Origin of the sequence: Plebeiibacterium sediminum (assembly GCF_026013605.1) — a bacterium.
Classification (GTDB): Bacteria; Bacteroidota; Bacteroidia; order Bacteroidales; family Marinilabiliaceae; genus Saccharicrinis; species Saccharicrinis sediminus.
The window spans coordinates 41,445-64,198 of the sequence record NZ_JAPDPJ010000012.1 but is presented as its reverse complement, the minus strand read 5'-3'; the positions used below and the strand labels follow the sequence as shown (position 1 = coordinate 64,198).

Here is a 22,754-nt window from a genome sequence, read left to right as displayed (position 1 = left end):
TTCAGTATTTATTCGTTTACTAAACAACGAGATAAATATTTTTAGTTCACAAAATTTGCAACAAATAAAAGGAAGTTATCAATAGCTTCCTTTTATTGTTTTATATCATTGATAAGAATGCAAAACTAACATGTCAGGCAAAAAAATTAAACACCTTATTTACGAAATAATAGAATATAGAATAAGAGGATGTGCAATAGAATTACACTTGGTATAAATAAAAATGAGGATTAACTTTTAGCTGAATAATAATAATTCAGTTGTTTTTAATAGTTTTTTTAATAGCAGATAACTAGTTATTTAAATGTTTGTTATTAAAGGTGTTATGTAATTGAGAATAAGGGTTGGTGTTAAGTTGTTAATAATCATAACTATAAAGTTTGTTTACGTATTTAAATTTTTTTACCTTGAAAGTATTAAAATGGATTTTATGTAACTAAAATTGTAAAAATCAAAAAAACTTAACCTAGCTGTTTATGATTGAAAAACAACTACAAAGCATTCCAAATCATATTATTGTACTCATTAGTTTTGTGATTTTAATTATTTCACTCGCTGTTGGTATAAGATTAGAAACAAAACATCAAAATCAGATTTTTAATTCACAAAAACAATTTGCGAGATACATCAATATTGCCGGAAAGCAGCGTATGCTTTCGCAGCGAATAGCATTGATCATTTTAAAGCAAAAAGATCAGTCAAATCCAAATTATAGTGAAGTTAAAGAACTGGTTGATGAATTTCAAAGTAATCATAAATTCTTAGTAACCGGTTTGGTGCAGGATACTTTGATGAGTTATTATTATAAAGAACCTATAAATCTCGATCATAGAGTAAGAACTTTTATTAGCGATATAAGAAATTATTTAAATGTAGAAGACAATTCTCTATTGGGAAATAAGATTATAAAAGACTCCAATGAAATTCTGAATTATCTACATCTGGCAACTGAACTTTTTCAAACATCTTCAGAGGATATCTCTTATAGCATTATTGATGAAAACAGGTGGTTGGTTATTAAACTATATCTTCTGCTTTTCTCCATGTTTCTTATTGTTATCATTCCAGCATCGTTAAGAATAAGAAAAAATGATCGTGCGTTACATATAAAGACAAAGGCACTGAAAAGGTCTTTAAAAAAGCTTGCAGAAAATGAACATTTATTAAAACTGGCATTGGAGAAGAATAGTTTAGCTTATTGGATTATTGATCATGTAAATAATACAAAGTATTTTTCATCGGTTGGTTATGATATTTTAGGTATTGATAAAGGTAAAGAAATTTCAATGATGGATTGGGATAATATTATTCATCCGGAGGATAAAAATAAGATTATTGAAGATCATCGAAGCTTACTGACAAGAGAAAAAGATCAGTATGAACATATTCATCGAATTAAAAATAAAGATGGAGCATATATTTGGATTAAGGTATATGCTGCAGCCTTAATACAGGATAATAAAGTCAATAAAGTAATAGGAATATTTTCAGATATTAATGAAGAGATTAAATTAAAGCAACAGTTAATTGAAGCTAAGGAAAGTGCTATTACAGCCAACAGATCAAAATCTGAATTTCTGTCTAATATGAGTCACGAAATTCGTACTCCAATGAATAGTATTTTTGGTTACGTTAGTATACTGACTAAATTGATCAGTGATGAAACACAACGAAAATACCTTACATATATAAATACCAATAGTAAATTATTGCTTTCATTGATAGATGATATTCTTGACCTGGCAAAAATTGAAGCTGGGAAAATGGAATTGGATACAGGGTATGTTTCCATAAGGAATCTTGTTGAAGAAATGAAAACAATTTTCAATTATAAATTAAGAACAAAAAATCTTGAATTTAAAATTGATGTTGATGATAATGTTCCAATTCATGTTGTAGCTGATGAACTGCGTTTGCAGCAGGCACTAACTAATTTAATTAGTAATGCCATAAAGTTTACTCATGAAGGATATGTAAAATTGAAGGTTAAGGCAAAACCTTTAAACGGGTCAACTTATAGTATACAAATTGTTGTTTCAGATTCGGGGATAGGGATTGACAAAAAGAACAGAAAAAAAATATTTGATTCATTTCATCAGGTTGATGGGCAAGATATCCGTAAATATGGTGGTACAGGATTAGGGCTCACTATTACTAAAAATTTGATTGAATTAATGGGAGGAAAGCTTTCTGTTGAAAGTGAACTTGGCAAAGGATCGGATTTTATGATTGATTTTCCTTCAATTACCTGTAGTAATAATGCTGTAATTAAAGTAAGCCAGAGTAATAAAATATTTGAAAACGTTGATTTTAAAGGATCACGAGTTCTTGTAGTTGACGATATTAAAGATAACAGGCAGTTGCTTAAGGATATGCTGGAAGTAAGGCATTTACAGATTGTTACCTGTTCAAATGGCAAAAAGGCGCTACAGAAACTGAAAGAAAAGGATATTGATTTGATTATTACAGATATACAAATGCCAGAGATGAGCGGACTGGAGTTGGCAAGAGATATCAATCAATTAAAAAAATATGCTGGTGTTCCTATATTTGCATATACAGCTTCTGCAATAAAAAATAAGTATAGTAAAGAGGAACTTTCTATTTTTTCGGCCTTTATAACCAAACCAATTAAGGAAGAAGTGTTAATTAATGAACTGATTAAATATCTGCCACATGCACCATTAAATCGGGAAACTAATTCTCAATTAATTACAAATGAACCTTTGATAAAATATGAATTGTCATCAGAAAAAGAAAAGCAATTATTAGCAGAACTGGAACAGATTCAACAGGAACATGAAAAGCTGAAAGAACGGCAAGCAATGGACGATATTAAATCTTTTGCTTTAAGGAATATTAGTGTAGGTGAAGACTTTAATATAGACCAATTTGTAATATTTGGTAATGGATTGCTAAATGCCTATGAGGTGTTTGATATTGAATATATTATAAACAACTTGTTGGTGTTTACCGAATTGATAAATAATGTTTTAAAAGAATTGAAAAAATCATAGTAAGCAAAAAATATGAAGTATTGATTTGTATGATATTTAAAAGACTATAACGACTGTAATATCGTTGAATAAATCAGATTTTATTTGATATTAATCAGTACCTTACAAGAAAAACGCCTGTGAAATGCAGTTTCACAGGCGTTTGTTTTATGTAATAGCAATGATGTTATGCTCCTGAAATATTTCTGATCGTAACCAGGATCTATTTCTTCAAAAATTTACCATAGAATATGTTATTCACTTTAATAAAGTAAAAGCCATCTTTTAAAGATGATATGTTTATTGCATCGTTATTATACAACTGCGAGGCTACAATAGCTCCGGTGATGGAATAAATATCTACTTTGTCACCAGATTTAAGATCAGTAAGGTTAATTTGATCGCTTGCAGGGTTAGGGTAAATGGCAACTTTACTTACATGCATATCAGCTACATCTGTTGAAACGTTGTAGGGCTGGTCTTGTTTATCACCATAAACATAGTCTACAAGGTCTGGTAGATCGATAAACGGATTACGGTTGTTTTGCCAGGTGTAAATTACATTGTTTCTGTGCATTTCAAAGTCATCAGGCTTGTCCTCTTTATCCCAGGTTAACAGGTAATTTAAATCACCCAATTCTCCAACTGTAGAATTGGAAGGATTACCAGTGGCAAGGCTTAAGTCATCATATCTTAAAGCCATGTAAAACAAGCTTCTGGCCACATCACCTTTCCAGCTTCCTGCATTACCATCCGGTCCGTTATATTCACCGGTATCTTCGCCATAATCTTCATTTGAACGGCTGCTGTTTTCTGAAGAATCAGATGCTCTAAGGTGGAAAGCATCTCCGTGAGCATGGTTTAAATCAGAAGAACTTGACTCCATGTAAACATCTTTACCATCTGATCTGGTTGAAGTTCCATCTTTAAAACCACCTCTGGATTGGGCATAGATATGTTCTCTGTTCCATCGTCCAACTCCCGATCCAGAACCTTGTTGTAACGATTTTGATCTTCCTTGTTCTGTATAAATAAGCCAAACCTCGTTATTGTTTTCAGGGTTTTCATCGGCCTCTTTTAAAATAGTCCATACATCTCCGTATGTTTGAGCGTGTACATTTGTTGAAATAAGGGTTGTAATAGCTGTTTTTAAAGCTGCTCCTTTTAAGCCGTCAATGCTTGAATAATACTCATCAGGTGCAGTTGATAGCACATAACCATAAGTTGGATTCACCGGAGTACCATAATTACTTGTTGTATAATCATTATCATTGATGGTAATGGAGTAATTGTCATTATAGGCTTCGTAGTTTGTATCTAGGTTTACAATAGAAATTACTGCAGTTTCAATGTCTTCATTCTCAGAATCGTCAATGATTGTAATGCTGGTGCTGGCAGAAGTGTTACCATTTAATATTGTTACAGATAAAGTACCTGAATAATCAGCAGAGGTGAAAGGATCGTTATCTAAAGTAAAGTTTATAGTCAGGTCTTCAGACACTGCTTCGGATGAAGTAAAAGTAACGTTTATTGTACTACCTTCCATATACACATCTGCGTCTGTTGAGATCGTAATTGTGGTAGCAGTTTCTCCTGAGCCATCGTTTAATAAACCGGTAGTTGGTGTTGCAGCAATAAAAGTTCCGTTGGATTGGCGTTGTAAAGATTCCGTATCTTTATTTCCGTTTTCGCCTTCGTTGTATTGTGTGGTTTGACCCAAACCAGCAAGTAGTCCGGCATCATCACTATCATTAGTATCGTATACGATAGCATCGATTAAGTTGGTGCTGGTAACAGCCGTTCCATTGGGGAACTCAGATGCATGTCCGGAATAAATTGCAACGGCATCAGCACCGTTTTGAATTGCATTTGAGCTGCTTGAAAATAGTAAATCAGGACTTGGAGTTACACCAGTTGTACCTATCACAAAGATACCGTTGATATCACTGGTATATCCATCCAGATCAATGGCATCGTAACTGGCGTCATTGGAACCATTATATAAAACCACCACATAGCCGGTTAATGACATATTGGGAGTGCTTGTCTTTAGTTCAATGAATTCTTCCATGTCAGTACTTGGAGTGTCAGAATCCACCTCGTTGATTACGATTTGTGCGTTTAGCAAATTGATACTTAAAAGACATAGCAATGCTAAAAAGAGTAAATGTTTATTCATATTATTTATGTTAAGAAATTTTACACAAATATAGACCGACTAGTCGGTATGAATGTTTAATTAATATTACCAAAGTTTAAATAAATTGAAATCTTTATATAATATTGAGGGGTACTGGCGGGGTATTTGCATATTTCGCTATTGTATATGGATTATAGAGAGGGGTATAGGTAGGGTAATTAGTAATTTATTAAATGATTAATGAATAATTATAAGGAATTTAATAAATTATTGCTATCTGAAATATTAATCATAATGAGGAAGAGTTGGTTTGGGTGATTTGTTTATCCTATAATTTGATTATTTGTAGAATTGTATTTGTTTTACATTCCAAAATCAGAAATTAAGAAGATTGTAAAGCTTTTCTGTAATATATAAAGTCTAAAATCTATCATCTATTATCTAACATCTAATGTCTATTATTAAAATAAATATGAAACACACTTTTATTATCGTTCTAATCATTGTATTGTTTACAAATTGTAGGCAGCAAGCAGAGCAAATAACTGTTGCCTCTTTTAATGTTCGCTATCATAACTCAGAAGATTCCATAGAAGGAAATGGATGGCAGCAAAGATGTCCGGTGGTTTGTGATTTAATTCGCTTTAATAATTTTCAGGTGTTTGGTGCACAGGAAGTATTGCACGATCAATTGCAGGATATGTTGGCCGGACTGCCCGGATATGATTATGTAGGTGTTGGGCGCGACGATGGTAAAACAGAAGGTGAGTATGCGCCAATATTTTATCAGAAAGAGAAATTTAAAGTTTCACAATCAGGTCATTTCTGGCTTTCGGATATTACAGACAAACCCAATAAAGGTTGGGATGCTGCATTGCCACGCATTTGTACATGGGCCTCATTGAGCGACAAAGAAACCGGGTTTGAGTTTTACTTTTTTAATCTGCACATGGATCATGTAGGAGTGGAGGCGCGCAAGAATAGTGCAAAGCAGGTATTAAATAAGATTACAGAAATGTGTTCAGATAAGCCGGTTATTTTAACCGGAGATTTTAATGTGGATCAAAATAGTCCGAATTACGCCATACTTGAAGGATCTTCGTTACTGAAGGATTCTTATAAGGCGGCAAAAGTTTGTTATGCTTTAAATGGAACCTTCAACGGATTTAAAACGAATCAGAAAACAGATAGCAGAATAGATCATGTGTTTGTTAGTCCTGAATTTACGGTGGAGCGCTATGGTATTTTAACGGATACCTACAGAACAATAACTGCCGATAGCAAACCTCAGCCCAATGATAATTTCCCAAAAGAAGTTTCACTGACAAAATATGAATCCCGATTACCATCCGATCACTTTCCTGTAAAGGTTGTTTTGCGGTTGAGTAAATAAGTTGGTAGTCAACAGTCTACAGTCTACAGTCAACAGTCAACAGTCTATAGTCTATAGTCGGCAGTCAATAGTTAGTAGTCTACTGCTTACTGCCTACTGTCTACTGCCTACTGCTTACTGCTTACTGCCTACTGTCTATTATCTCTTATCTCTTATCTATTTTTTAAAACATGAACCATATAAAATATACGCTATTTCTACTCGCGCTGATATCTGCAAGTTGTAGTCAAAAACAAGTGCTTAAGCTTAACCAAATTCAGGTAATCGGGAGTCATAATAGTTACAAGAGAACAATTCAGCCTGAAGTAATGAAACTGATTGCAGAAAAAGATTCAGCTATAGCAAAGACACTGGATTATAGCCATATTTCGTTAAGTCAACAGTTGGAAATGGGACTAAGAAACGTGGAGGTGGACGTTGTTTACGATCCCGAAGGAGGAAGATATCAACACCCCTGGGCCAATGAACAATTAAAGGCACATCAAATAGAGCCATTGCCTTACGACACCTTAAATGAAATGAGTGCTCCGGGATTTAAAGTGATGCATATTCCTGATCTGGATTTCAGAACATGGAACTACACCTTTAAGAGTGCGCTTTTGGAACTGAAAAAATGGTCGGATGAGCATCCTGATCACACACCAGTTGTGATTACCGTAAATGCAAAGGCCAGTAATTTTCCGGCAGAAGGATTTATTCCCTTATTGGCTTTTAGCGATACCGCTTTTAACTTACTGGATAAAGAGTTGTTTGACTATTTAACGGCTGACAAGTTGATTACACCAGATGATGTAAGAGGGAAGTATTCAAGTTTAAAGGAGGCTGTGTTAAAACAAGGTTGGCCGGAATTGGATCGTGTAAAGGGTAAATTTTTATTTGTACTCGATGAGGGAGGAACAAAGAGAGAGATCTATTTAAAAGATCATGAATCGTTAGCGGGCAGGGCTATGTTTGTAAAGTCGGAACCCAATCAATCATATACTTCCTTTTTTATTATTAACGATCCGGTAGCTTACAAAGATTCTATTCAGGCACTTGTAAAACAAGGATATATGGTTCGAACCAGGGCTGATGCTGATACCAAAGAAGCAAGAAACAATGATTACAGCAGATTTGAAGCCGCCAAAGAAAGTGGGGCACAGGTAATCACCACTGATTATTATTTGCCTGATGCAAGGTTGGGTAATGATTATCATATCAGCTTCCCTGATTCATCAAAAGAAAGGTTGAATCCATTGCTTTAAATTTTCTGGAAACCTCGCCGCCTGTAATCGACATCCATTCCAGACTCTGGAAAGCTTGCCGCCTGTAATCGGCAACTTTTCCAGAGCGTGGAAAGCTTGCCGCGTGTAATCGGCACCTTTTCCAGAGTGTGGAAAGCTTGCTGCGTGGAGTCGAGAGGTTTTCCAGAGTGTGGAAAGCTTGTCGCGAACCTGCAGGGCGATATTTCTAAAAAGAAATCCCTTCTTGCAAAGTTGCAGGGAGGTCTTTAAATTAGGGTTATATGTGGTTTTTAGATTGATCATATATATTCCTCTATTCCGCGATATTCTTGTGCCGTAAGCCATTACCCAAAACTTACAACATGCCCTAATTCCTATGCTCTTCGCACTATGCACTATGCTCTATGCCCATTATTCATTACTAATTACACATTACTAATTCTTCATTCTTTATTGTCTTTTTCCAGCCTTTCGTCTATTTAAAATAATATTCTACCCCATTATTGTAACATTTTTCTAATAACGGAGTATTTTAAGGAGTTATTTCAAATGACGTGAGCTGTTGACATGTTAATGATGTATACTGAATTAGGGAGGGTTGGGGAATTTGTTGGAGCCAAGCTGCAAATCAATTTATATGAAAAAACTTATTAACATTATTGTCCTGTTTGTATTAGTCTCTTGTTCAGTTTCTTCAAATAAGAATTCAAATAAAGAACTGAAAGAAGAGCCAATGGCTGATTTAATTTTAGTTGAGGATTCTGTTTTAGAGAATACCGAATCAAAAATATCTGAAGATGGTGAATGTATATTTAACCAATTAACTCAGACCGATGAATTTCTGAAAGGAATAGGTGAACTTTCCACCTATGAGTGGGACTCAATTGAAAAAGTTGCGACCATCATACTTGAGTCAAATGATACATTGTTAATAAAAAGAGGAGGATGTAATTTTTATTCTGTGTCTGCAGACTTTATATTACGTCATGATACATTGGACTATTCACAATGGGAAAACGTATTTAATAAAGTGCTATGGATTTCAGGACTGTTAAGTTCAGACTTTGCTTATAAAGAACTCAAGAACGAAATTGATTCTTCAAGTATTAAGATTAATGGGGACTATGTATATTTTTCGAATGAATACTTGCAGGATAATAATTATGAACTGTATAGAACTATTGAGAAAGAAAAGACTTCAATAGTTTTAAGTCATTATATATATTAAAAAGGCTAGGTTGATACGAAATTTACCTAAAACAATAATTCTAGTAATAATGATTTTTGGATTTAATAGATGCAAATCAGATAAAGAGTTTCAGGATGTTTTTCTTGGTTCAGGTTCATATTTTATCAGGATTTCAAAGCAATATTTAACAGAGGAGGATGAAGACGGTACTGTTTTACTTTATCCCAAAGGTTCGGAATGTATTACATTAAGATTTGATATATTAATCTTTGAACCTAAAGACAATAATGTAAAGCCAATAACTGGATATGACTTCGTCGTTCGAAATGCAGACAAAAAGGATACGAAATTATATTTTGAGAATGACTTTGCCATTGCATTCAAAGAATCGACTTCAATTGAGAATGGTACTAATTTGATAATGAAATTTTGGGAAATAGGTCTACAGGATAATCGTACTATAATAATGTCAGCTACTATTCTTGAGAAAAAGCAAAAAGATAAGAGAGTTAAAAAATTATTAGCTTCAATCCCTGATTTAATAAAAAGCATAGAACCAGCTAAAATCCAAGGATCAGTAGAGACATCTTCAGGAATAGTTAATTATACAACAACAAGACAAGAACCAATTGACCAAAAAATCACTCTATTAAACGATAGTGATAAGGAATTTATAAAAAACTGGCTAAAAAACGGGAAAAATATAATTCAATACTATAATCCTGATTATAATCAAAATCAAAATGATTTGACATTAGAATTGCTTGATTCAACTTTTGCCACATGGATAAATAGTACACAAGATGATAAGTTTAGTTCTGATTCAATCGCAAATGGATTAGGTGTTGTTTACGGTGATTTACTATCTAAAGAATTAAACATGACTTGGGTAAAAGTTATTGACCAGTATGGTGAGGATTATGGTGTTCGGGCACTTGACAATTTTACATCATTCCCGATATCTAGTGTTTATAAGCGGATCGATTCAGAAGAAATTGGATTTTTTACTAACATTTATGAGATGTTGAAACATACGATTGAGACTAGGAATGAAAAATGAAATGTACGCAAATGGCTTGAAATAAGGCATGGCTCATCTGCCACGTCCTGAAGCCTTAATCTATCGTCTTTGTCACCCTATCTAGAGGCACGATACTACGACCTATTTGCCAAGACTTCAATCAAGAACCGTTGCATATTTCATCCATATTGTAAATAGAAAAATAAACGAACATTAAACACAATTAAAAACTAATGCTTAAATCTAAACATTGCGGAATTTGTGAGAATCAAATTTCAGACAAAAGAACAGGTACAAAATGTGGAATTACTAATGAAAAGCCACAGTTTAAAAATAAGTGTGATAAAATATCCTTTGACAAGAAGTACGAGAAGATCATATTAGATACTAATATTGAATTGGAAACTATTAGTAGAAAAAAAGCCAAAACATATAGCACAACCTTTGTATTGCTTGCTATAAGTATCGTAATAATGCTATTGGGATTTTTACTTGGTATATTTGCATTCGAAGGAGGCGTTATCTCAACACTCCCATTAATTATTATTGGGGTAGGATTTTTAGTTATTCCTAAAGCATTACATCCATTCGTAATGTTTAAACAAACCCTCTCAGTTGCTAAAAACAAAAAAGATGAACTAGATAACCTATTGTCATTATACAATGTGAAATATGATTTAGATCTAAATTTTAAAGAAGACCGTCATGGAAATCTTGATGTTACCCCAAATGTAATTTTCACAAGGAAATATTATAGATAACGAACGGACTAAAAAATCTATAACTTCACAAGTTTTTAGCTCACCGTTGAGCCTAATATTATTGCTATGCAGATACAAGAAATCCTTAATAATTTTGAAGATTTTGAACTTTCTTTTTTAATGGAGTTTAAATATCAAACTTATATGTCAGGAACCAAAAAAGCTATAGATGAAGAAATCAAAAGGCGTGGTCTGACAGAAAGAGATCTTGAATCTCTAAAACAGGAGGAAGTAAAGCATAATAAACTCTATAATGTATTTTGTAATTAATGTCAATCAAGGATAAAAAGTAATGGTTTAAAAGGCTGAAGGCCTTATATATCATAACTTGGGGTATCACCCCAAGGCTTTGAGGGAAGTACCCATTCAGGCTGTAAGTCTGAAACATCAACCATAAGTTTCAGGTTTACAGCCTTTGGGATAGAGTAAATCCTACCCTTGGTTCGCATAATTAAGTAATTATGGAAACCAATGAAATAGTTGTATTAGTTAAAACATTGAACTGTTTCAATCCATTTAATATAGCCATTCATAGTTAAAGAAAATATGGAAAATATTGAGATTATTCGAAAATTAAAAGCATCTACATTTACTGATGAAGATGGTGAAAAATATACTCTTGAATTTCAGGATGGACTAACAGAAACGGAAATAGATAAGTTATCGAACCTTTTTCCTAATAATACAATTGCTACCGAAATAAGAGATATTTTGAAAGAAACATGTGGGTGGGATGGTTATGGAGTAGATCAGGTTGATTTTTCATCGATTGCACAATTCGGTTTTCTTGAATTATCTCCATACTCTGTTACACTTGGGCACGATGGATTAGGAAACTTTTGGATTCTTGATATTTTAAACGACGGTTCACTTGGACATGTTTATTATGTATGTCATGATCCTGCTGTTTTTATCAAGTACTCTGAAAATCTGAATGGTTTCTTATCTAGCTTAATGGAGTTTTATGAATCTCCATCAACAAATTTCCTTAACGATATACATGACAATGTTGTATATAAAATATGGAAAGAGGGTGGCAAACTGATTGATAAAACTGATTTTTTACGAGAAAATAATCAATATTCAGACTTTATGAGTGAGTTTGAAGGAGAGGATTGGGTCGTTGCAGATATGAGATTATCAAAAGAAACAGAAGGGTTTGCCTGGGGAAAGTTTGGACCAAATAACTTAACACGAAGACACCCTGACGATTTGATTTGGGTCATTAAGAAAAAGAAAAGAGGATTGATCGGAAGACTTTTGGGTAGATAAAACATGATGCACAGAACAAAGGTTTATCATATTTACCTAACCAACTCACCACAATCAATATATGATAAATTCAAACTCCGACCCTTTACCAAATTTTGATTTTACAGTAATATTTCCGCCCAATAGTTTAGCAAGTTGTTTTGAAATGGCCAGACCTAAACCAACGCCGCGTTCGTGAGATGTTTTGTTGTAGGATATTTTTTCAAAGCGATCAAAAATGCGGTTTATATCATCTTTTTTAATGCCTACGCCTGAGTCTTTTACCTTAAAAATAACAGAGCCATTAATTCTTTGAATATCAAAATTCACAAAACCTTCATTGGTATATTTAAAGGCATTGATTAGAAGGTTGGATATAATTTGTTTGCATCTGAAATAATCAGAATAAATTTCAAAATCCTCAATATGCTCCGGGTAAATAAATTGCAGCGTTTGTTGTTTTTCTGTATCCACATTTAATAAGGTTGCAGAAATAACATCTTTAAATAAAGTTGAAAAGCTGAATTTTTCCTTAATGATTTCTATGGATCCAGCCTGTATTCTTGAAATATCAAGGATATCGTTAATCAGATGCAATAAGGCCTGCCCATTGCTTTTTATAACCTTAGTAAATTCTTTTCTTTCCGCATCGGTTAATTTCTCGTCATTTAATAAATCAGAAAAACCAATAATCGCATTCATTGGTGTTCTTATTTCGTGACTCATATTTTGAAGGAAGGCAGATTTTAAGCTGTTAGCTTTTTCAGCCTTTTCCTTAGCCTCCTTTAATTCAGAAGTTCGTTCTTCAATCAGTTGCTCCAGTCCGTATTTGTGCTCTTCAAGTTCGTTATTTTTCGCGATAAGCATTTCCTTTTGAACTTCAATTTCCTCTGTTTTCTCTTCAAGCTCAGCATTGGCATCATATAGTTTCTTTGTTCTGTCCACTACAGCTTTTTCAAGAATAATTCTTTTTCGCTTTACACTGTTCATTCTTCTGAAATAAAACAGGAGCAAAAGGGAAATGACAATAAAACCAATGATCAATTTAAATCCGATAGTTTGATAAAAGGCAGGGATAATGGTTATTTCAATTTTCCGGGCCTTGTCATTCCAAATACCATAACCGTTGGCAGCTTTTACCACAAAGGTATATGCTCCCGGAGCTAAATTGGTATAAGTAACCTCGTGTGTTGGCGCATTTATAATAATTTCTTCATCATCAAACCCTATTAACTGATAGGCCAGTTTGTTTTTATAAGGTCGTACAAAATTAATACTGGCTATATCAAATGAAAATACTTTATCCGAGCTATGTAAATTTATATGATGTGCATATTCTATAGGTTTATCAAGTATAGATGTGTTGTTGTGTACTACATTAGGCGTAATTTTTTTATTCAACACATTTAATTCAATAATCTGAGGGATAGCTTTCGAAGTGTCAGGCTGTAGTTCTGCAGGTTTAAATACATTAAAACCTTTAATACCACCAACCAATACCTCCTTTGTTTTGGCATCGTAAAAATGTGCTCCTTCAACAAATTCATCCGATTGTAAACCATCAATTTTGTGGTACGATGTTATGTGTTGCGATGCTGTATTAAAACAAGCAATGCCTCTTGTTGTGGTCAGCCAAAGGTTTTTATCACCATCAAAAACCAAACCTACCACATTATTAGTGGGTAATCCATCTTTGGGAGAAATGATTTCTATGCTATCGTTATCATTATTGATTTTATATAGACTATTGGATGTGGCTGCCCAAAAGATACTATCGTTTTGCTGCAGGGTCATAAAAATATTTTGTTTCGACCATTGATCAACCATGCAATGACGTTTAATAATCTTTTCGGTTTTAGGATTAAAAACTGCAATACCCCCAAATTCAGCTGATATCCATAAGTTACCCTTATTGTCAAGGTTAATATGCTGAATATTGTCCATACCAAAAAATGACTTGCTGTAGTAGGTTATTTGGTGGGTTGTTTTATTAAACTTAACCACATTATCCCAATTGGCCATCCATAAATTGTTCTCATCATCTTCAACAATGGCGTATATTCTTGAATCATGTTGTAATTTATTTTCATCATACACTTTATAGGTAATAAACCTATCCTGTTGGGGTAAGTATTGGGCTAATGATCCCTGGGTTCCAACCCACATGGTGCTATCTTTATCATAGTAAATACAACGCACTTTATTGGAAAACAGGTTTCCGTTGCTAAGGTTACCCTTATTATATACTTTGAAAGAATTACTTTGAGGATTAAACTTTATCAATCCTTTTGTTTGGGTTCCAATCCATATATTACCATCGGCATTTTTATTTAATGCACGGACAAATAAATTATTGATGTTGATGTGGTCATTTTTAAAATGCAGATAGTTTTTAAAATGCCTTTTTACCGGACTATAGAATAATGCACCATCGTTAAACTTTGCTACCCAAATGTTTGAGTTATTATCTTTGGTAATGCATCCAATATCTGTGGCTTCATTAAACGGACCATCCATTAACTTCACTATACGCTTGTTTGTTTTGTTAAATAGGAAGGTTCCATTTTGCCTGGCCGAAATAATGATGGTTTCTTTATCAAATTGCTCAAAACAAATGTCGTCAGGTGTTACCGAAAAATTGTAAAGCTTGCCTATTGAATCAACAATGTTTTCAATTTCAATATTTTTTTCAAGTATTTTATCCGGAAGTCTGGAAACAACAAATCCTTTTTCTTCGGTGTAATAAAATCCATATCTAAAATCATTGGTTCCCCATAAAACTGAATCTTCATCAAGATAAAACTTCTCAACATTATTAAACGGCAAAGCGTTTGGTGTATCATCTTTATGCACAAAATGCGTGAATTTTTCATTAACCATATCAAACTTAATGATACCTAAGTTTCTTGTGGCCAACCATAGCGTGTTGTTCTTTACAGGTTGTATTTCTGTAATTAATGATACAGGCAAAGAGCTGGTATCATTGGGGATATATGGATATACTTTAAAGTTACTTCCATCGTAACGAGCTAAGCCATCAACAGTTCCCATCCACAAAAAGCCATTGTTATCCTGAGCAATGGAAAATACCTTTGAACTCGGTAAGCCTTCTTCTGTGGAAATAACCTCAAACACATTGGAATGCCTTTGTGCATTAGCACAAGGATATAGAATGAATAATAAAAGCAGTATTTTAATATAGCTCAAAACCAAATCAGATATATAATTTATCAATGAATAACATTCATAAAACATTTATGTTTTTATAAAATGAATGTTTCATTTCGAATAAACAATTAACGCAAACATAATTAATGCAATCTATTACGGAATTATTGGCTAATGGTTAGGTTAAAAGAGGGTTATTTTTTAACATAATGGTCGGATGGATTTTGTGAGCCTGATGTTGCGCATTGGCTTTACGCTATCATAACTTATTCTTAATGTAGATGGTGAATTCTAGCTTTAATTTAGCGGGCTAAAATTATTTACGATGAGATATTTGTTTTCTATGTTGATTAGTGTGGTTGTTTTAAATGTATTTGCTCAGGATGAGTACATTTTTAATCAGATATCTACAACAGATGGTTTATCGAATAATACGGTTTTAAGTATTGATCAAGATAAACAAGGGAGGATTTGGTTTGCAACTTATGATGGTCTTTCCATTTATGATGGAAAAAGCTTTGAGGTAATACGATATGAACCTAGCGATAAAAAAGAAAATCTCCCCAAGGGTCAGGCTACAAAAATAGTTATTGATAACCATAACTATAAGTGGGTTTTATATGAAAATAATCAGTTGGTCAGGATACTGAACGACAAAGGGGATTGTAAGATCTATACTATTCAAGATGGGGCACAGGCTATAAGTGTAGATCTATTTAAAGGGGTAAATCAAGGTGTTGTAGTACAGCAAGATTCTTTATATTTCAATTATGATAAAACGGATGATTCATTTAAAAGAATTGTTCCTCCGTCAGAAGAGATCAGCTTTTTAAACCAAAATCAATCACTCATTGATTCTATTGAGACCCAGTTTATAAAAACACACCCTAATGTTAAGGTGCATCAGGTTAATGTGCTGCCTGAGCAAAACAAGATTTTAATAGAAACCCTCAATTCCGGTCTTTGGATTATAAATGATTCCGTAAAAGGGAAGCCTATTAATTTTAGTAAGCAGCTGATTAATAAGCAGCAAATTGCATCCAATGAAGTGTATTGTTCTTTTATTGACCGGGAGCATAATCTTTGGGTAGGCACTAAAGATTATGGTGTTAGTCTGGGGCGAAATATGCATACTTTGGCCGATGATATTGGTTTTATCAGAGCTTCAGAAAATGATGAGAATAGCAGTACTGTACGATCAATTATAAAAGATCACTCAGGAACTATTTGGATAGGGACCTACGATAAGGGAGTGCTTGCCTTTAAAGATGATGAAGTGCAGCAGTTTTCATTTTCAAAAACGGAAGGGAACGATTGGGATTGGATACGTAATATTTATCAGGATTCAAACGGGTTGATATGGATAGGAAGTTATGGAGGTGTCTGTCGCCTGGATAAAGAAGGTAAGCACCCAAAGTACTATACCTTAAATCATAAACGCGTGTATAGTATTGTTGAAGATGAGCATAAAAATATATTTTTTGGAGCCTGGGGAGGTATTGAATATTTAGATGCTAAAACACAGCAGATTGTGGATTTGGATTCCATACTTTTATTGACAGGTACACACGTCAGGAAGCTGCATTTTGATAAAAAAGGGTATTTATGGGTAGGAACAGAAACCTCCGGTGTTTTTAAGCTGGATGTACATGCCCAAAAAGTGATACAACATTATACTGAAGAGGGTAAAAATGAGTTTTGCTTATCCAGCAATAGCATATTTGATATTTGCGAAGATAAAAGAGGTAACATATGGTTGGGAACCTTTGGTGGGGTAAACCAAATAAACACCAACGGAAAAGTAGATTTATTACCGGAGATAAATGAAAAGTTACCTACTACATTGATTTATAAAATGTACTGGGACTCAAAAGATGCTTTGTGGTTTAGTACATCAACCTGTCTGGTTAAATATATTCCTGTATTTAATAACATTAGAATATACGATGCCAGGGATGGTTTTAAACTTAATGACTATGCTGAAGGAGCAGGGTTTCAGGATCGTTTTGGAAATCTTTATTTTGGAGGAAAAGGAGGCTGTATTTATTTCGATCCGGCAGATATCAGAACCAATAAAAAGCTTCCTGAAGTTTATTTAAGTAATTGTGTTATCAATCACAACAAGGAAATAGCCGTAAATGATAATACCTCCAATGTTTTTTCTTCTTTCACCAAAAATATTGATCTGGAAATAAACTCTGTTTTAATTAACGAGCAGGGAAAAACAGCCATGTCATGGTGTTTATTTCCTTATGAAAAGGAGTTTAAAAGTACCAATAAATCAAATATTCACGTACAGTATAATCAGTTACCTCCCGGAAATTACAGTTTTGTGGTTAAGGCCCGTAACGCAGATCATCAATGGACCACAGAAAAGGAAGTATTAAGTTTTGAAGTTTCTCCTCCATTTTGGCTAAACTTTTATTTTTATCTGGTTTGTATTGTGGTGCTGGCCTTGTCTATAGTTGTTTTTGTACGTCTTCGTTTCAAACATATCAAGAAAAAAAACAGTCAGTTGCAGGAACTAATCGATCATAGAACAGCCAAAATAAATAAGCAAAAGATTGATTTGCAAAAATCCAATGCTGAGTTGGAAGAGAAAAGTAAAAAGGTTGCGGCTCAGCGAGATCAAATATTGGCTCAAAATGAGCAATTAATAGAAATGTATAAGAAATATGAAGAGGCCAATTTGTTGAAGCAAAAGTTCTTTACAAATGTATCTCATGATATACGTACTCCACTGTCACTGATTTATGGTCCGCTGGCCGAACTTATTCACGATAAATCCATTGATGCAGAGGTTTCAGACAAGCTGGAGCGGATGATGCACAATGTAAATTACATTACCCAACTGTTGGATCAAATTCTGGATAAAAAGAAGCTTGAAATCGGGGGAATACAACGGATTAATACGCATGGCGATTTGGTGGAAGTTTGTAAAGGCGTTGTGGATTCGTTTAAAGATCAGGCTGCGGTTAATAAGCAGGAGCTACGATTTAAAACCTCGCATACTACTTACCATTGTTTGTTCGATCATGACAAACTGCAACAAATCATTTATAACCTTTTGGCCAATGCCACCAAGTTTACCGGCGATAATGGAGTAATAGATTGTGATTTGAAAATTGAAGAATCATCCTTTACCATTGAAATATCCGACAATGGAATTGGAATTTCGGAGGACAGACTGGATTCTATTTTTGAACGGTATTATCAGGTCAATAAATCAGATGAAAAAAAGGGCAGTGGTATTGGTCTTTCAATGGTTAAAGACTTTGTAAAACTTTTAGAAGGAAATATAACTGTTGACAGTAAACAGGGCGAAGGTTCTAAATTTTCTATGACTTTTTCATTGAGTCAGCCTATGATAGCTGCTGTGGATACTATTGATAATGAAGAAGAAGAGCAGGTTGAAACAGATACCATAAATAACGACAACCGAAGAAGTATTTTAATAGTTGAAGATCATATTGAACTGCAGTTGTATCTGGCCGAACTTATTGGCAAAAAATATCATGTTGTAGTGGCAGAAAATGGAAAGCAGGCCATTAAGATCCTTAAAAAGAACAAATCATTTAGTGTAATTATTTCGGATTGGATGATGAATGAGATGGATGGTATAGCTTTATGTAAATACGTAAAGAGTAAAAGCGGTCTGCACCAAATTCCATTTGTGCTGTTAACAGCAATGAAACAGCTTGAAAACCAAAAAGAGGGTTATGCTGCCGGCGTAGATGAATATATTTCCAAACCATTTGAGCCTGATTTGTTATTCCTGAAAATAGAGAATTTGATACACCGAAGTGAACAGATACAGAAATCGGTTGAAGTAAATGCTATGATTGAACCAAAGGATAAGAATGAAACCTCTTTTGATGAAAAATTAGTAAAGAAAATAGGGAATATTATAGATGAGGAAATTGGTAACTCTGAGTTTAATCAAACTGTTTTGGCCAATAAGCTAGGCGTAAGTCAGATGCAATTGTACCGTAAGGTAAAAGAAAACATGCAATCAACCCCAAATGAGTTGATTAGAACTACTCGTATTAAAAAAGCCAGAATGCTTTTAAACAAAGGCAACTTCACGGTGAATGAGGTAAGTTTTATGGTTGGTTTTAATGATCCAAAATATTTTAGCAGATGTTTTACTAAAGAAAATGGCATTAGTCCTGCTACTTACCGAAAAGAGGTAATAAATAATGAAGTTGAGTAGGTTTTATTTTATCCTCTTGAAGCAATTAAAAACGGTTAGTGTGGATAAGGTTATGGATTACCTCATTTTTACTGCAATGTTAGCTCAATATTATTGCAAAAAATGTGCGAAAAAAAGGTGGAAATTTCACCGTTTTGTAAGAATTATCCATCATTCTGTAAATATTATCCACCCGTATTAAAGCATTCTCAAAATACATTAGCATCAAAGTTTTAAAAGTCAAATGGAACAATTATAAACCATTTACTTATTTATTATCAGCTCTCAGGTACCAGAGTAATAATAAATAAAAATAAGTGGCTATGTAATTTGAAAACAAAATTAATTAAGACAAAAAATGAAAAAACTATTTTTTTTATTTCTATCAGTTTTGCTTACCTCAATGAGCTTTGCACAAACCAAGTTAACAGGTAGGGTAACCGATGCCGATGATTACCCTATAGTTGGGGCCAGTATTGTAGTAAAAGGAACTACAAACGGAACGATTACTGATGTTGATGGAAATTTCACCTTACTAAGTGAGCAGGAAGAAGGCGTATTGTTATTCTCATTTATTGGTATGACAAGCGTTGAGAAAAGTTTTAATCAGAGTCAGGATTTTCAAATACAAATGTATGATGAATTTACTGCTTTAAATGATGTAGTTGTTATTGGTTACGGAACCTCAAAAAAAGGAGACCTGACAAACGTTGTTGCATCAGCAACTAATGTAGAGCAAATTTCAAGTCGTCCGGTTTCAAATGCTGAAAGTTTCCTTCAAGGTAATATTGCCGGAGTAACTGTAGTAAATGAGGGTGGTGACCCGGCAAGTATGCCTAAAATTACGATTAGGGGTATGGGTACCATTAACAATGGAAGCGAAAATGTTTTATGGATTGTTGATGGTATGCCATATGATGGTGGTACGATTAACCCAAATGATATTGAAAGTATTGATGTATTAAAAGATGCTTCAGCAGCTGCTATTTATGGTGCACAAGCCGGATCAGGTGTAATTGTTGTAACCACAAAAAGTGGTAAAACAGGAAAACTAAAAGTGGATATTGATGCATTTACAGGAATTCAGGATGCAACCAACTTACCTACACCTTTAACTGCTCAGCAACAAAGTGCTGCATATAATACCGCAGCTGACAATAGTGGTATGGATCGATATGATGCGCATAACGCTAATTTAAACCCTTGGGGTACTACCACAAGAACTAACTGGATTGATGAAATCTTCAGAACAGCTTCAGTAAATAACCTAAACGGAAGAATTTACGGAGGAACAGAAAAGGTAACCTATAGTGCATCTGTAAATTATCAGGATAAAGAAGGACTACTATTGGGTACTTCTTCAGAAAGATTAGGAATGCGTGTAAAAACCGATTTTCATGTATCAGACCGTATTACTATCGGACAAAATACTTATATCACACATGAAGAAGCGATCGGTTCAAACACAAGCTCTGGTTATTCAGGTGTAATTATCAATGCCATGTATATGCCTTCGGCAGCTCCTGTTTACCAGGAAGATGGTACTTTTCATGGTGTAGCTCCTGAAGGTTCTGATTATGCAGGTGCTTATGGTGATGTATATAACCCTGTTGCTTTATTGTTACGTCCAACCACAAAAAATCCTATTACAAACATAAATGCTAATGTTTACGGACAATGGGAAATTATTGATGGTCTTCAGTTTAAAACAGCTTTTGCTTTAACCCAAAACAAAAACGATTACAAGCAATTTCAACCTATGCGTCCGGAAAATGGTCGTCCATCTGAAATGAATTATTTATATCAAAGCTGGGCAAACCGTAACAAATGGGTTTGGGATAATCAAATTACTTACAATAAAGATTTTGGAAAGCACCATATTGATTTAACAGGAGTGTACTCAAGTCAATTGTCTAAATACGAGTATAATTATATTGAAGGAAGTCATTTTGCCAGAGAAGAAAGCTGGTATCAATATTTGGCTAATGCCGGACAAATTGATAATTATGAAAGTGATGCATACGAAGATGCCTTAACTTCATTAATTGGTCGTGCTCGTTATGACTTTAACGGTAAATATTTTGTAACAGCAAGTGTGCGTAGTGATGCATCATCTCGCTTACATAAAGATAACAACAGTGATGTTTTTCCTGCTGTATCAGGAGGATGGAAAATTTCAGAAGAATCTTTCCTTAAGAATGTTTCATGGTTAAACATGTTAAAATTAAGAGCATCCTGGGGTAAAATTGGTAATATCAATTCAGCTTATTATTACGCATATAATGTACCTATGTCTTCTCAGGATCCTACAATGGGAGCTGGCGATGCCCAAAGAGTACAAGGATATTACGTACGAAAAAATTCGAATACAGATTTAACATGGGAATCTTCAGAATCTACAGATTTTGGTGTTGATGCTTCATTTTTACGTGGAAAAGTTGAATTAACTGCAGACTATTTTGTGAAAAAAACACAGGATATGATTATGCAGACAGAAGTGGATAGCCATAGCGGTATCAATGATGGTGCTGATGTAAATGGCGGTATGGTTGAAAATAAAGGTTTTGAATTGGCTTTGACGTATAAAGGCAAAGTAGGAGATTTTCAGTATGCTGTAAATGGAAATGTTTCTTCGGTTAAAAATGAACTGAAAAACCTTAAAAACTTCAATACAGAATACATTGCACATAGCACAAATGCTCGCGGAACACTATATCCATATCGTTCAATTGTTGGTAAAGAGTTATATTCTTACTATTTAATTTCCAGTGCAGGAACTTTCAAATCTCAGCAAGAAATTGACAGTTATACACATGAAGGTAATTTGATTCAGCCTAATGCACAACCAGGAGACCTTAAGTTTATTGATCAAAATAACGATGGGGTAATTGATAATGAAGACAGAACTTTTAAAGGAAGTGCGTTCCCTGATTTTACTTATGGTATTAATCTAAGTGGAAAATATAAGAATTTTGATATCTCAATGGTATTCCAGGGCGTAAGCGGATCAAAAATCTTTAATGCCATGAAGTTTACTACTTACAATGCTGCTCAGCAAGGTTATAACCTTGACAACAGAGTGTTAAATGCATGGAGTACAACAAACTCAAACTCAAATATTCCATTATTAAGATTAAATGATCCAAACCAAAACTTCGAAACTGCTTCAGACTGGTATTTAGAAGACGGATCATACTTACGCATGAAAAACTTAACAATTGGGTATAACATCCCGGAAACATTAATGAACAGAGTGCTTCAGGGTTCTTCATTAAGAGTCTATGTTTCAGCTGAAAACCTATTCACACTAACCGATTATTCAGGTATCGATCCTGAAGTAGGTGGTATTGGTATGGATATGGGTAAATATCCTGTAGCCAGAACATTCTCAGCAGGTGTTTCTCTTAAATTTTAATTTTT

Annotated in this window: 14 protein-coding genes; 10 read left to right on the top strand and 4 right to left on the bottom strand. The window is 33.9% G+C overall.

The genetic code is table 11. The features are described from left to right. The first annotated feature begins 476 nt into the window (after positions 1-476). Complete coding sequence (locus OM075_RS07490) at positions 477-3,017, top strand: ATP-binding protein (protein WP_301189870.1); 2,541 nt, start codon at positions 477-479, stop codon at positions 3,015-3,017. Positions 3,018-3,219: 202 nt separating this feature from the next. On the opposite strand, the gene OM075_RS07485 is transcribed toward OM075_RS07490, so the two are convergent. After that, positions 3,220-5,175 (bottom strand): endonuclease, encoded by a 1,956-nt coding sequence (locus OM075_RS07485; RefSeq protein ID WP_301189869.1) that lies wholly within the window; start codon positions 5,173-5,175, stop codon positions 3,220-3,222. 433 nt (positions 5,176-5,608) lie between these two features. Between OM075_RS07485 and OM075_RS07480 the strand changes: the two genes are divergently transcribed. Together OM075_RS07480 and OM075_RS07475 are read left to right on the top strand one after the other, a co-directional pair. Next, complete coding sequence (locus tag OM075_RS07480; protein ID WP_301189868.1) at positions 5,609-6,529, top strand: endonuclease/exonuclease/phosphatase family protein; 921 nt, start codon at positions 5,609-5,611, stop codon at positions 6,527-6,529. A gap of 170 nt (positions 6,530-6,699) precedes the next feature. Further along, entirely contained in the window at positions 6,700-7,773 is a 1,074-nt protein-coding gene (locus OM075_RS07475; protein WP_301189867.1) for a phosphatidylinositol-specific phospholipase C1-like protein, read from the top strand. On the opposite strand, the gene OM075_RS07470 is transcribed toward OM075_RS07475, so the two are convergent. Continuing rightward, positions 7,744-8,055 (bottom strand): hypothetical protein, encoded by a 312-nt coding sequence (locus OM075_RS07470; protein WP_301189866.1) that lies wholly within the window; start codon positions 8,053-8,055, stop codon positions 7,744-7,746. The two genes, OM075_RS07475 and OM075_RS07470, sit on opposite strands and share 30 nt — an antisense overlap. Positions 8,056-8,389: 334 nt before the next feature. On the opposite strand from OM075_RS07470, the gene OM075_RS07465 reads away from it, so the two are divergent. From OM075_RS07465 to OM075_RS07450, 4 genes are all read left to right on the top strand, one after another. Beyond that, the gene (locus tag OM075_RS07465; protein WP_301189865.1) at positions 8,390-8,980 is read left to right on the top strand and encodes a hypothetical protein; all 591 of its coding nucleotides are present in this window, start codon (positions 8,390-8,392) and stop codon (positions 8,978-8,980) included. Between the two features lie 49 nt (positions 8,981-9,029). After that, positions 9,030-10,001 (top strand): DUF3806 domain-containing protein, encoded by a 972-nt coding sequence (locus tag OM075_RS07460; RefSeq protein WP_301189864.1) that lies wholly within the window; start codon positions 9,030-9,032, stop codon positions 9,999-10,001. A gap of 194 nt (positions 10,002-10,195) precedes the next feature. Continuing rightward, positions 10,196-10,723, top strand: a complete 528-nt coding sequence (locus tag OM075_RS07455; protein ID WP_301189863.1) for a hypothetical protein — start codon at positions 10,196-10,198, stop codon at positions 10,721-10,723. Between the two features lie 66 nt (positions 10,724-10,789). After that, positions 10,790-10,993 carry a hypothetical protein gene (locus tag OM075_RS07450; protein WP_301189862.1) on the top strand — a complete coding sequence of 68 codons (204 nt, stop codon included), beginning with the start codon at positions 10,790-10,792 and terminating at the stop codon, positions 10,991-10,993. A gap of 44 nt (positions 10,994-11,037) precedes the next feature. Here OM075_RS07450 and OM075_RS07445 read toward each other — a convergent pair whose 3' ends face one another. Further along, the gene (locus tag OM075_RS07445) at positions 11,038-11,172 is read right to left on the bottom strand and encodes a hypothetical protein (protein ID WP_301189861.1); all 135 of its coding nucleotides are present in this window, start codon (positions 11,170-11,172) and stop codon (positions 11,038-11,040) included. 97 nt (positions 11,173-11,269) lie between these two features. Here OM075_RS07445 and OM075_RS07440 point away from each other — a divergent pair, with 97 nt between their 5' ends. Next, entirely contained in the window at positions 11,270-11,995 is a 726-nt protein-coding gene (locus OM075_RS07440) for an SMI1/KNR4 family protein (protein WP_301189860.1), read from the top strand. A gap of 54 nt (positions 11,996-12,049) precedes the next feature. Here OM075_RS07440 and OM075_RS07435 read toward each other — a convergent pair whose 3' ends face one another. Then, complete coding sequence (locus tag OM075_RS07435) at positions 12,050-15,109, bottom strand: hybrid sensor histidine kinase/response regulator (protein WP_301189859.1); 3,060 nt, start codon at positions 15,107-15,109, stop codon at positions 12,050-12,052. A 358-nt stretch (positions 15,110-15,467) separates the two neighbouring features. Here OM075_RS07435 and OM075_RS07430 point away from each other — a divergent pair, with 358 nt between their 5' ends. Both OM075_RS07430 and OM075_RS07425 read left to right on the top strand, forming a co-directional pair. Continuing rightward, on the top strand, positions 15,468-19,355 hold the full coding sequence (locus OM075_RS07430) for a hybrid sensor histidine kinase/response regulator transcription factor (protein WP_301189858.1): 3,888 nt from the start codon (positions 15,468-15,470) through the stop codon (positions 19,353-19,355). Positions 19,356-19,692: 337 nt separating this feature from the next. Then, positions 19,693-22,749: a SusC/RagA family TonB-linked outer membrane protein gene (locus tag OM075_RS07425; RefSeq protein WP_301189857.1), complete on the top strand. Its 3,057-nt coding sequence runs from the start codon at positions 19,693-19,695 to the stop codon at positions 22,747-22,749. Positions 22,750-22,754 lie beyond the last annotated feature (5 nt).

Coding starts and splice junctions, on each gene's coding strand:
- OM075_RS07490 (WP_301189870.1), top strand. CDS start 477: ATGATTGAAAAACAACTACAAAGCATTCCAAATCATATTATTGTACTC.
- OM075_RS07485 (WP_301189869.1), bottom strand. CDS start 5,175: ATGAATAAACATTTACTCTTTTTAGCATTGCTATGTCTTTTAAGTATC.
- OM075_RS07475 (WP_301189867.1), top strand. CDS start 6,700: ATGAACCATATAAAATATACGCTATTTCTACTCGCGCTGATATCTGCA.
- OM075_RS07455 (WP_301189863.1), top strand. CDS start 10,196: ATGCTTAAATCTAAACATTGCGGAATTTGTGAGAATCAAATTTCAGAC.
- OM075_RS07480 (WP_301189868.1), top strand. CDS start 5,609: ATGAAACACACTTTTATTATCGTTCTAATCATTGTATTGTTTACAAAT.
- OM075_RS07425 (WP_301189857.1), top strand. CDS start 19,693: ATGAAAAAACTATTTTTTTTATTTCTATCAGTTTTGCTTACCTCAATG.
- OM075_RS07430 (WP_301189858.1), top strand. CDS start 15,468: ATGAGATATTTGTTTTCTATGTTGATTAGTGTGGTTGTTTTAAATGTA.
- OM075_RS07445 (WP_301189861.1), bottom strand. CDS start 11,172: ATGCGAACCAAGGGTAGGATTTACTCTATCCCAAAGGCTGTAAACCTG.
- OM075_RS07465 (WP_301189865.1), top strand. CDS start 8,390: ATGAAAAAACTTATTAACATTATTGTCCTGTTTGTATTAGTCTCTTGT.
- OM075_RS07450 (WP_301189862.1), top strand. CDS start 10,790: ATGCAGATACAAGAAATCCTTAATAATTTTGAAGATTTTGAACTTTCT.
- OM075_RS07440 (WP_301189860.1), top strand. CDS start 11,270: ATGGAAAATATTGAGATTATTCGAAAATTAAAAGCATCTACATTTACT.
- OM075_RS07460 (WP_301189864.1), top strand. CDS start 9,030: ATGATTTTTGGATTTAATAGATGCAAATCAGATAAAGAGTTTCAGGAT.
- OM075_RS07470 (WP_301189866.1), bottom strand. CDS start 8,055: ATGATCAATCTAAAAACCACATATAACCCTAATTTAAAGACCTCCCTG.